Origin of the sequence: Mycoplasma phocoenae (assembly GCF_012934855.1) — a bacterium.
GTDB classification, from domain to species: Bacteria; Bacillota_I; Bacilli_A; order Mycoplasmatales; family Metamycoplasmataceae; genus Metamycoplasma; species Metamycoplasma phocoenae.
The window spans coordinates 324,389-336,349 of sequence record NZ_CP051481.1 but is presented as its reverse complement, the minus strand read 5'-3'; the positions used below and the strand labels follow the sequence as shown (position 1 = coordinate 336,349).

At 27.9% G+C, this 11,961-nt stretch carries 10 protein-coding genes; 5 read left to right on the top strand and 5 right to left on the bottom strand.

Translation table 4 applies throughout. From position 1 onward, the window contains the following. Nucleotides 1-94 precede the first annotated feature (94 nt). Complete coding sequence (locus HGG69_RS01355) at nucleotides 95-1,165, top strand: alanine/ornithine racemase family PLP-dependent enzyme (RefSeq protein WP_169605018.1); 1,071 nt, start codon at nucleotides 95-97, stop codon at nucleotides 1,163-1,165. Between the two features lie 141 nt (nucleotides 1,166-1,306). Next, the gene (locus HGG69_RS01350; RefSeq protein WP_169605017.1) at nucleotides 1,307-2,500 is read left to right on the top strand and encodes a phosphopentomutase; all 1,194 of its coding nucleotides are present in this window, start codon (nucleotides 1,307-1,309) and stop codon (nucleotides 2,498-2,500) included. Nucleotides 2,501-2,537: 37 nt separating this feature from the next. On the opposite strand, the gene HGG69_RS01345 is transcribed toward HGG69_RS01350, so the two are convergent. Together HGG69_RS01345 and plsY are read right to left on the bottom strand one after the other, a co-directional pair. Then, a complete protein-coding gene (locus tag HGG69_RS01345) occupies nucleotides 2,538-2,825 on the bottom strand; it encodes a hypothetical protein (RefSeq protein WP_237077118.1) in 288 nt (95 codons plus the stop codon). 161 nt (nucleotides 2,826-2,986) lie between these two features. Beyond that, complete coding sequence (plsY, locus tag HGG69_RS01340; protein ID WP_169605016.1) at nucleotides 2,987-3,670, bottom strand: glycerol-3-phosphate 1-O-acyltransferase PlsY; 684 nt, start codon at nucleotides 3,668-3,670, stop codon at nucleotides 2,987-2,989. 124 nt (nucleotides 3,671-3,794) lie between these two features. Between plsY and lepA the strand changes: the two genes are divergently transcribed. Next, nucleotides 3,795-5,588, top strand: coding sequence for a translation elongation factor 4 (gene lepA / locus HGG69_RS01335; RefSeq protein ID WP_169605015.1), 1,794 nt, complete (start codon nucleotides 3,795-3,797; stop codon nucleotides 5,586-5,588). A gap of 47 nt (nucleotides 5,589-5,635) precedes the next feature. Here the strand turns inward: lepA and HGG69_RS01330 are convergent, their stop codons facing one another. Further along, complete coding sequence (locus HGG69_RS01330) at nucleotides 5,636-7,330, bottom strand: HinT-interacting membrane complex lipoprotein P60 (RefSeq protein ID WP_169605014.1); 1,695 nt, start codon at nucleotides 7,328-7,330, stop codon at nucleotides 5,636-5,638. Then, nucleotides 7,330-9,516, bottom strand: a complete 2,187-nt coding sequence (locus HGG69_RS01325) for a HinT-interacting membrane complex protein P80 (RefSeq protein WP_169605013.1) — start codon at nucleotides 9,514-9,516, stop codon at nucleotides 7,330-7,332. The genes HGG69_RS01330 and HGG69_RS01325 overlap by 1 nt, the downstream gene beginning before the upstream one ends. A gap of 202 nt (nucleotides 9,517-9,718) precedes the next feature. On the opposite strand from HGG69_RS01325, the gene HGG69_RS01320 reads away from it, so the two are divergent. Both HGG69_RS01320 and tpx read left to right on the top strand, forming a co-directional pair. Next, nucleotides 9,719-10,468: a hypothetical protein gene (locus HGG69_RS01320; protein WP_169605012.1), complete on the top strand. Its 750-nt coding sequence runs from the start codon at nucleotides 9,719-9,721 to the stop codon at nucleotides 10,466-10,468. A 105-nt stretch (nucleotides 10,469-10,573) separates the two neighbouring features. After that, entirely contained in the window at nucleotides 10,574-11,059 is a 486-nt protein-coding gene (gene tpx, locus HGG69_RS01315; RefSeq protein WP_169605011.1) for a thiol peroxidase, read from the top strand. Between the two features lie 53 nt (nucleotides 11,060-11,112). Here the strand turns inward: tpx and HGG69_RS01310 are convergent, their stop codons facing one another. Further along, entirely contained in the window at nucleotides 11,113-11,961 is an 849-nt protein-coding gene (locus HGG69_RS01310; RefSeq protein ID WP_169605010.1) for an ABC transporter ATP-binding protein, read from the bottom strand.

Below are 11,961 nucleotides of genomic sequence, written 5' to 3'. Positions count from 1 at the left end.
AATTCAATAATATTTGATTCTTGTGAAAAGAGCATTTAAACTAGGTTTTTTATATAATTAAATAAATATATTAAATGACTATTTAGGGGGAGAGATGGAAAAATTTCCACAATTAATCATTGATGAAAATAAATTCAAAAAAAATATTGCAGTTGCAAAAGAAATATGCAATAAAAAAAATATTGAAATTTTAGCAGTGACAAAAGGTTTTACTGGAAACAGAAGAATGGCTGAACTATATAAAGAAAGCGGTATAACTTTCTTTGGTGATTCAAGGTTGGACAATTTCGAAGTATTCAAAGATATTGAAGGGCATAAACAATTTTTAAAAATGCCATCAATTGAAGAAATCCCAAGAATGTTATCTTTATGTGATTCATCATTACAAGGCGATATAAATATGATCAAACTCATTGATCAATACATTGAAAAAAATCAATTGAAACCTCATGATATTGTTTTAATGATAGACCTCGGAGACAGACGTGAAGGTATTTTGCCAGAAGATACTTTAACTATTGCAAATGAATTAAAGTTATTGAAAAATATTAACACTATTGGTATAGGTTGCAACTTTGGATGCTATGGAGCTAGAGTCCCTTCTAAAGAAGCTATGAATATATTTATTAATTGCAAAAATGAATTTGAAAAGGTTTTAAAAAAGAATTTAACACATATTTCGGGTGGTAACTCATTGAGTTTGCACATGGTTTGAGAAAACACAATGCCTAAAGAGGTTAATTTTTTAAGAATGGGATTCTCAATGATTTTCGGCACTGAAGATATGTATCGTGAAACAATTGAAGGAATGCATCGTGACGCTTTTCAATTAAAGGCTAGAGTAGTATCTACAGATTATAAAAGTTCAATGCCCATTGGTAAAGCTGGTATTGATGCATTCGGGCATAAGCCAGTTTTTGAAGATAAAGGTATGATAAAAAGGATGATATTATCTATTGGTAAATTAGATGCTCCATTTGACGCTCTGTATCCGGTAGACAAAAACATTGAAATCTTGGGTGGTTCAAGTGATTACATGATAATCGATTACACCAATTCTACAACAGAATATAAAGTTGGTGACACAGTAACGTTTGATTTAGACTGAGGGAGTGTATTATTCTTATTTAATTCCAAATACGTTCAAAAAGTATTCAAAAAATAGCTAATTGGCTTTTTTTACGAAAATTTTATTTTATATATGAACTCAAACAAAAAATTATTAAAATTTTTATATTTAGTCAATATAGTGTTATTAATTTAATATTTATATTAAAATTTATATACATACCAACAAGGAGATAAAATGAAAAAATTTAAACGTATATTTATGATTGTAACTGATGGACTAGGAATTGGGGAAGAACCAAGGCAAGAAGAATTTGGAGATAAAGGAGCAAATAGTTTCTTGCATGCTTCGGAAGTGTTGCCTTTAAATATTCCTACATGAAAAAAATTAGGAATAACCGAAGTAGCAAAAATGGCTGGACACGTTGCCAGAAATAAAAAACCATTGGCTTATGTCGGTAGAATACATGAAATGTCAAATGGTAAGGATACCTTAACAGGTCACTGAGAAATGATGGGAATATTAACATTAAAACCCAGTCCACAATTTATTGAAAAAGGATTTCCGCAAGATATGTTAGATGCTTTATCTAAGGCGTGAGATGGTAGAAAATTAATAGGAAATAGAGCTGAAAGTGGAACGGTTATTTTAAAAGAATTAGGTCAAAGATCAATGGAAACTGGTGAAATTATTGTTTACACTTCAGCGGATTCAACATTACAAATTTGTGGACACGAAGAAACATTGGGGTTAGACAAATTAAACGAGTATGCTAAAAAGGCTCGTGAAATTTGTTCAAGCAATCCGGATTGAAATGTTGCTAGAGTTATTTCAAGACCTTACATAGGTAGAAATGGTGATTTTACAAGAACCTTTAACAGACATGATCACGCAAATGTTCCTCCTAAAAAAACTTTATTAGAGCAATTGCAAGAAAAAGGTGTGGAAACAATTGGAGTCGGAAAAATTAAAGATATTTTTTCAGGTGTAGGAATTCAAACTATTTACGGGCCAGCAAGTGACGACGAAAATATGGATATTGCAATTGATATAGCTGCAAGTAATTCGGAAAACCAATTCATATTTGTTAATTTAGTTCAATTTGATTCACATTACGGTCACCGTCGTAATCCGGAAGGATACAGTGAAAATATTTCTAGACTGGACGTAAAATTAACCAAACTAATTAATTCAATGAATGAAGAAGATTTATTAATTATGACATCAGATCATGGAAACGATCCAACTTGAAAAGGTTCAGATCATACAAGAGAAGCATTGCCATTAACAGTCTTTTCAAAATCATTTAAAAAACCAAAAGTGATTAAAGAACCTTTAAAAGGATTAGGTACAGCTGGGAACATTGTTGCAAGAAACTTTGATTGTGATCTACTTGAAACCGGAGATGATATATTCGATTCATTAATATAATAAAAAAACTTCGCTCTGCGAAGTTTTTAATTAACAATTATCTAAATAAACCTTTTTGTCTTTGTGCTACTGTTCATAGTAAACCATCTTGATCAGTTCCTTTATAAATAATAAAGTCAGCCACATAAGCAATTGTTGTTGCAACAAGAATTGTTGCTAAAATAATTAAAATTGCATAAATTATTCACAACAATATTCTTGGTCATCTTCTTTTTTTATCAACAAAAACAACATTCATTTCAGCATCTTTAGGAACAACGTTGTATGAGTGTTGTCCGTGTTGTGCTATTCATTCTTTTTGTAATTTCGGATTTTGTTTTTTCATAAATTCTCCTATGTATAATTTTGGTTTATTACATTCTAAAATGCTTTTCAAACTAAGTATATTATATATTAATACAATTGTATTTACTTAAGTTTTACATGTTTTCTCTTCAAAAACGGTTATTTATATTGATATTTTTAAATTTTCAGCATAAATAATTCTTATTTATTAGAGATTTTCAATCTATTTTCTTTGTGTGCGAGCAATCTTTTTATATTGCTAGAATGTTTAACTATGACAAAAATATCGGCAATTAACGCAACAATTCCAATCACATATCAATGATCTTGTAAATTAACTGAATGAGTAAAACCTAATGAACCAACAGCGAATCAAGGAATAAATGATAAACACACTAATATGAATGGGGCAATAATAGATCCAAGGGATACATATTTTGAACTGTAAACTATTGAAACAAAAATAACAAAACCAATAACAAAAAACAATGGATTAATTGCAACAATAATACCTAAAAAGGTTGCTGCGCCCTTGCCACCTTTAAAGTTGTGGTAAATTGGAAATATGTGTCCAATAAGTGATCCTAGACCAATTATTACAGGCACAATACAATAACCAATTTCATAACCATTTTTTATCAACGCGTAATCTTTAATTAGAAATGCAATAATGATTGGTAAATACGCTTTAAGTACATCGAATAAAAATACTAATAAGCCCATTTTTTTTCCAAAAATACGCATTGTGTTAGTTGCACCCGCATTTTTTGAACCAAGTGTTCTTATATCTGTATTTTTTTTCTTTGTGAGGAATACACTCAAATTTAATGAACCTATAAAATAACCTATGATCAATAGTATTGCATTTACTCAAACAAAATTCATTTTTAGCCTTTCTTACTTATATTTTTACATTAATGTTATAAGAATGTATATTAATATTGTAAACAATTTTTTTTATTCTAATAACTATCAATTAAAAAAAATATTTTCAGTTACAATTAAATTTATGACAAATAAAAAAATAAGAAATTTCGCAATTATTGCACATATTGATCACGGTAAAAGCACATTGGCGGACCGTATTTTAGAAATTACTGATACTGTTGAAAAACGTGATTTAGAAACACAACATTTAGATACAATGGATCTTGAACGTGAAAGAGGTATAACAATCAAATTAAATGCGGTACAAATCAAATATAAAGATTATGTATTTCATTTAATCGATACCCCAGGACACGTCGATTTTACATACGAAGTTTCTAGATCATTAGCAGCTTGTGAGGGTGTTTTATTATTAGTTGATGCAACACAAGGTATCGAAGCGCAAACACTTGCCAACGTATATTTAGCTTTGGAACATAATTTAGAAATTATACCTATTATTAATAAAATTGATTTGCCGTCTGCTAACCCTGATATGGTTAAACAAGAAATTGAAAATGTTATAGGTATTGATGCTTCTGATGCTATCTTGGTATCAGCTAAAACCGGTATTGGAATTGAACAAGTTATTGATGCAGTTATTGAACGTATACCCGCTCCTAAAGAGGCTGATACTGAAAAACCATTAACTGGATTAATATTTGACTCATATTTTGACTCATACAGAGGTGTTATTTTATTAGTCAGATTATTCAATGGTAAATTGTCAGTGGGTGATGATTTTAAATTAATGCACAACAAAAAAGAATTTCACGTTGTTGAATTAGGTATTAGAACCCCAAAAGAACAAAAACGTGAATACTTAGAAGCTGGAGAAGTAGGTTGAATAGCAGCATCAATTAGAGACGCTAAAGACATTCAAATTGGTGATACAATAACTCTTGTAAATAATCCAGCTAGCGCACCATTACCAGGATATAAAAAATTAAAACCTGTTGTATATACTGGATTTTACCCAGTTGATACACGTGACTATAATGATTTAAAGGATGCACTAGAAAAAATTTCATTATCCGATTCATCAATCAGTTATCAACCTGAAACATCTAAAGCATTAGGATTCGGTTTCCGTATTGGATTCCTTGGGATGTTGCATATGGAAATATTACAAGAAAGGCTCGAAAGAGAATTTAACTTGGAAATTATTGCAACTGCGCCTAGCGTTGAGTTTTATGTAACTCAGACAAATGGAGAGGTATTGAATATAACAAACCCTTCATTATTACCGGAAAGAAATTATATTGAAACAATCGAAGAACCATTTATCAAGGCAAGTATTTTTGTGCCACAAGAATATTTGGGTGCTATGATGGAACTATGCCAAAATAAACGTGGTAAATATGTTGATTTAGAACATATTGATGATAATCGTAGACGTTTAATTTACGAATTACCATTGAATGAAATTATTTTTGATTTCTTTGATTTAATGAAATCAAATTCAAAAGGTTATGCTTCGTTTGAATACGATTTTATTGGTGTTAGAGAAAGTGATTTAGTAAAAGTTGATATTTTACTAAATAGTGAAAAGATTGATGCTTTAGCAATGATTGTTCACCGCGATTCGGCATATATAAGAAGTCGCGAATTATGTGAAAAACTAAAAACAGTTATTCCACGTCAAAACTTTGAAGTTCCAATACAAGCCGCAATTGGTGGAAAAATTATTGCAAGAGAAACAGTTAAAGCTTATCGAAAGGATGTTACAGCTAAGTTATACGGAGGAGACGTTACCCGTAGACAAAAACTACTAAAAAAACAAAAAGCTGGTAAAAAACGGATGAAATCAATCGGTTCAGTAGAAGTTCCTCAAGAAGCATTCTTAGCAATTTTAAAATCTGATCCAAATAGTTAATAATTTAAAAAATAACACATCGTGCGATGTGCTATTTTTTTGAAATATTAATCGATTAAATTTTCAACTTTTAAAAAGTCAATGATTGTTTTATCAATTGAATCTTTTTGAATACCGAACCCAAGTTTTGAATAATATTTTGAAGCTTGTTTGTATAAGTTATCTAAATCATTATTAATGATATTTTTAACTAATAAATCTTTGTTTTTAGTTTCTCCTCATAAAGTATTTTCCAATGTTGCTTTATTTTTAGAAACATCTTTATTATTTTCTTTTACAGTAATTTTTTTAGTTACTGGAACGATTTTAATTAAATATTCTCCCTTTAACTCATTAGAAGATTTAACGAATAAGTTAACTGTTGAGGGGAATTTTTCTTGTTCAAATTCTGTTTGAGTTGTTGCTTTTTTATCGAATAATTCATCAGTGTATACAAATGTTGAATCTTCACCTAATTCAGGAGCAGAAAGTTTGATTGTTAAAGTAATGTTTGTTTCAAGTTCTTTGTTTTTGTTTTCAAAATTAATTTTTTCTACACGATCAATTATTAATTTGAATGTTTTTTCAGAATATTTTTTAGTAAATTCTTTTTTAGTAGAATCGTAATCTCAACCCGTTACTTCAAAGTCTTCTTTTGTGAATCCATCTTTTTTGTCTTTGGATGAATCTTTTAATTTAAATTCTGGTTTAGTTTGTATTGAATCAATAACAATTTGATTAAAGTGTAAATTGTTCATTGAATAAATATTTGATGAGTTAGGGTCAATAAATCCATGAACTAAGTGTTTATTATTTTTAATTCAATAATTTGAATATGATAATTTGTCAGCTGCTGTGCCTGTGAATTTGACAATTCCATTGTATCCACGTAAGTCGTCTAATTCATTGTTTTTTAAACCAATTTTTAAACTTTCGTTTTTAGCTGTTGTGTATTTAATTTCGTTATTTTTAATCAATTCATTGTATTGTTCAATTGAATTGATTTCAGCATGGTTTTGTCATAACTGAGCATTTTCTTTTCTTTTGAATGATCAACTTTCAACAAGTTTGTTATCCAATAAGTATTTAACTAAAAATACATCAGCAGAAGCCAAATCTAATAACTCAAATCTTTCTTTATCATATTCACTATAATCTTTTGTATCGATTTTTTCTAATGAAATATCATTTTTAGTTGCTTGATTGATAGTGAAATTCATTGCTTCATTTCTTGATTTAGTTAAATAATTGTATACTGTCATCATTTTATGAATTTGAGTACGAACACCATTTGATAATTTAGAAGAATTTTTATATAAGAATTCCATATCGTCATCAGTCATTTTTTGATTCATTACTGGGTTGAATTCAAGTACATTAACACCATTTGTTAATAACTCTTGTTTTAATATTTTGAAGTGTTGCGGGTTGTTTTTTAGCGATCTTTCAGTATATATATCAAAAAATGTTTTGAAATCTTTATAGTAAGCAGAATTTTTATTCTCAAATAATTTCGCAAGTTTGTCTTTAACTTTTGAATCGATATTTTTTAATTCGCTTGAATATAGCGACATGATTCAACCATTCGAAACTTGTTCTAAAATGTTGTTTTTTGTTGCTTGACTTTTTAGTATTGTATTTTGTTTTCCGCGAATATTTTTATCCAATGGATCTGTTTTGGTACATGAAACTACTGGGGCCGCAACTAAAGGAGCAAGTGCACTTAATGATGCAAGTGAATAATAGAATATTTTTTTCTTCATTATTTATCTCCTTTGTTGTTTAATTTTTTTTCAATAATTGGGTAAATAAATCCTAAGAAATCTTTTTCGTTATGATTTTTAACAACTCATTTACCAAGGATTTGATCAAATACAAAGTCAGTGTTTAGTTCGTTGTTAACTAATTGTTCAATGTATTCTTTAATTTGTGCTGTTTTTTGATTCAATAAACTCAATTGTCTTGAACCATTTAAAATGGTAGTGTATTTTTTAGCCATTTCAATGTCTTCTTGACTGAATTTTTTATCTTTTTCTGTTGAATAATCTTTATAGTTTTGGTTTTTAGCAAATTCGATGAATTCATTATTATTTAAAATTGAAAGAATAATGTAATCAGGAGTGAACATTTCTTTAAAAATTGTTTCAATATTTAATATCGGACGTAATGATTTGGATTTTTTTTCTTTTGATTTGATTTCAATATCAGAAAGAATTAATTTTCTTGCTTGCTCTTCAGTTTTTACTGTGGCTGTGGAAATAAAGTGTAATCCATTGCTGTTTAAGATTGCTGTTTGTCCATTTAATTTATAAACTGTGCTAACTTTTTTATCTGTTTCAGATTGTCCAAGAATATCTCTAATAATGTTTCCCATTTTAGTTTCAAAATTTTCGATTTCATTAATTTTCAGTTCTAACAATTTGTTATCTTTTTCAGCTTGCACTGCGGTTTCTTTAGTTCATTCAATATCTTTTTTGCTTAATAAATTAACAATTTCTTCTTCATTATTGAATAAATCGGATTTGACTTTTTCAAATAATTGTTCAAAGAAGTTATCTATAACTTTTGGTGTAAAAATGCTGTTATTGTCTATTATTGAAACAAATGGAACATAAAAACTTGCATTTTCATTTTCATAGATTTTTGAAATTGATTTAAATCCATCTGATCCATAAGATTCAGCATTAGCATTTGATAATGCTTCTAAAATTGTTTTGTCATTTTTAGCTTGATTTTGTTCTTGTGAAGTTAAATTTGTACCTTTTACAAAGTTTGAAATTCCTTTAAAATCTTTTAAACGATTGAATAGTAAATCAATTTTGGTTTTGTTTCCAGTTTCATCTGCTTTAAAATCTGTAAATTTTAAAATTTTCTTAATACTATCTTTTGTAACTTTAAAAGGAAGTTCTGCTGATTCTTCATTAGGGATGAATGGTAAGGTTAATTTTGAATAAACTACGTGTTCTTGCGATATTCAATCATTTAAATAAATACCAGCATCCTTTTTGTCATCAACAAATGAACTTGTTAATAAAGCGTGCACTTTTATTTCTGCTTCTTCTTTCGTTTTTACAGATTGAGGTGTATAAGCATTTTGTTTTTCACCGTGTAATTTAATGAAATTTAAATCTTTGCCAAATTTAATTACATCGCCTTTATTAAATAGTTTTACTTCTTCATCTTTTTTAGTTTCATCGTTGTATCAAGTGTATTTAACATCCGCAGATGCTTTGATACCGTTTTTAACTTCATCCAATGTTCAATCTGTATTTACCGCTACTTCAAAACGACGGAAAGCATCTCTTTTAATTCTTTGAGCAACTAAATGTTTAATTGCTTCTTGTTCATTTTTAGCTTGTCCGTATTGAGGTTTTGCCAATTCTTCTTTAAATTTATCTTCTCACTTACCAATTCCGAATTGCTTTTGTAGACGCAATTTTAGCTCATTTATGTTTGCTTTTTTAGAATCTTCAATTTGTTTGATAGATTGTAATTTGAAACTTTTTTTCTTAGAACTTACTTTATTTGCATTGTATATTGCTTCGTATCTTGCTGAGGCTTTATACTCTTGTTTGTATAAAAATAATGCTACTTCATCTTCAAGATTTGAGTAAATATATTTACCCTCATTCATGTTTTTTTCTTGTTTTTCTAATTGATCAAATGGGATAACGATTTCCTTACCATCTGCAGTTTTGAATTTAAAAACAACTTCTGCCGGTTTAATTATTGGAAAATCTTCTTTTTCTTTTTTAGCAGCGATTCCTAAAGGTATTGCTATACCAGATGCAATAACACCTAAAATTAATGCGCCAATTACGTATTTTGGTCATTTTTTAGTTGGTGTAACTGCTTCTTGTTGTTTTGTAGAACTAGGGCGTTTATTTTGTTGTGCTTTTGTACTATTGAAACGTGCTATTTTCTTTAATCAACTTTCATTTTTTGCCATCTGTACTCCTTATTTTGGTTTTGTTATTATGTATAATAATACATAAATTTTGAAATTAGAATAAGTAAATTATATCAAATTAGTATTTTGATTTGATTTTTTAAAAAAATGAACGCTTTTTTTGGTTTTAAATTAGTATTTTTTTTATTGTCTTTTCGTTTTTCAAAACAAAAAAACATTTGGATTCAGTATAATGTCAAATATGACCAACGTAGAAAAAAATAAATTTAAAATACTTCAAGAATTTTGTTATTTATGTGATCAACATGACATTTGATACAGTGTTGATCAATATACTTTGTTAGAAATTGTAACTCAAACTCAATATAATCAAGTGTTAAATAACTTTTCAGTGATGATGACTTTAAAATCATATGAACAATTTAAAAACTTATTTCCTAATAGAATTTTAGATAATACAATGATCGATAAATACTCAGATATACAACCAAAATTTGTAGTCAATATTGATAACATATACAATGACTATCCATTTTTGAATATCAATTTATTAATACCCACAACTGAAAAAAAAGTAAAAAATATTAAAAAAGTTAATAATAAGTTGCGTATGTGAGCTTGTCACTTCAATAGCCAAATAATGGCTAAAAATGTATCAATTTTATTGAAAAAAATGATTGCCAAAACACTATTAAAATTGTTGAAACCAATAACATATAAAGAACTTGCAAACATTTTAGTGGCAAAAAAATATGATTATTTTTATGTACTATCATATAAAAAAAGCAGTTGAATTAATAACATTTCTTATAAAAGAGAAATTAAAACTTTTAAAAATTTTGAAGTCAAAATAATAAGTGAGTACAACGATTATTTAACAAATACATTCGGATTAAAATACAAACAAACAAAAATACCTAAAAAGAAATACGAATATCAAAATTCAATAGAATACAAAAAGTTTAAGGGTAAAAATATTGAAATCCTGTAATGAATAAAAAAGTTAATATTTCAATAAAAAAACGCAGTCAAATGCGTTTTTTATTATTTTTATTTAGATTTTGTTTATATAATTTTTTATATAGTAAGGAGTAAAATGGATATAACTTTTAAAGGGAAAAGCGTTACGCTATTAGGTAGTCAATTGAGTATCGGCGACACATTCCCCAATTTCAAAGCAGTAAAAAACGATATGAGTGCATTTGAATTATCAGAGCTAGGTCAAACTAAAAAATTGGTTTTCTCAATTCCATCTATAGATACTGGTGTGTGTGAAATGGAAACTACTAAATTTATGAATGAGTTTAAAAATTTAAACTTCCCTGCTGCGGTAATATCATGCGATTTACCATTCGCATTGAATCGTTACTGCGTTGCTAAAAACAATAAAACATTGATTACTTTAAGCGAGTATTTATTTAATGATTTCGGTCATAAAACAGGTACAAAAATTAAAGAACTAGGTTTACTAACAAGAGCTGTTTTTGTTCTTGATGAAAACAATAAAATACTTCATGTAGAATACGTTAAAGAGGTATCTTCAGAACCCGATTATTCAATAATAATGAGTTATTTTCAATAAAATAAATATTAATAAAATAAAAAGTTAACGCTGAGATGCGTTAACTTTTATAATTATTTTTTCGTTGGTTTATTACGTTTTTGAATTTTAATTTCTTTTATTTTTCCTTGTTCTAAATAAATTACTTTATCCGCTATTGCAGCTATGTCAGGATCATGACTAACAATTACTAATGTCGAATTGTACTTTCTATTAATATCAATCAAAATATCTTGAACAATCAAACTTGTTTTTTCATCTAATGCACCAGTTGGTTCGTCTGCTACAATTATTTCTGAGTTTTTTGCTAATGCTCTCAAAATAGATACACGTTGTTGTTGTCCACCCGACATTTGTGAAGGGTATTTGTACATTGATTCTTCTAATTCAAAATCTTTGAATAATTTTTTAATATCCATTTTTTTATTTTTATCTTTTTGTAAATTACCACCAGTTTCGACATTATCATACGAGTTTAAATTTTGCAATAAATTATAGTTTTGGAAAATGAATGATATGTTATTTCTACGGAAAAGAGTTTGGTTTTTATTACTTAAATATGGTAAAGCAACATTATTTACGATAATTTGACCAGATGTGGGTCTATCTAAAGCACTAATCAAATTTAGTAATGTAGATTTACCTGAACCAGATTTACCAAATAAAACTGCGATTTCACCTCTTTTAATTTCAAAGTCAATACCTTTTAAAACTTCAGTTGCATTCGATCCTGATAAATATGTTTTGCAAACGTCCCTACATTCAATAATATTAGTACCAGTATTTTTTTCATTGATGAATTCATCTTTTGAACGTGGTTTTTCATTTGCTTTTCAGATTTTTCTTAATTGATCTTTTGATAATGCATTTTCATCATTTGTTTGCTTAACCTCAGATGTATTTTTCTTTTTAAATAAAGCCAT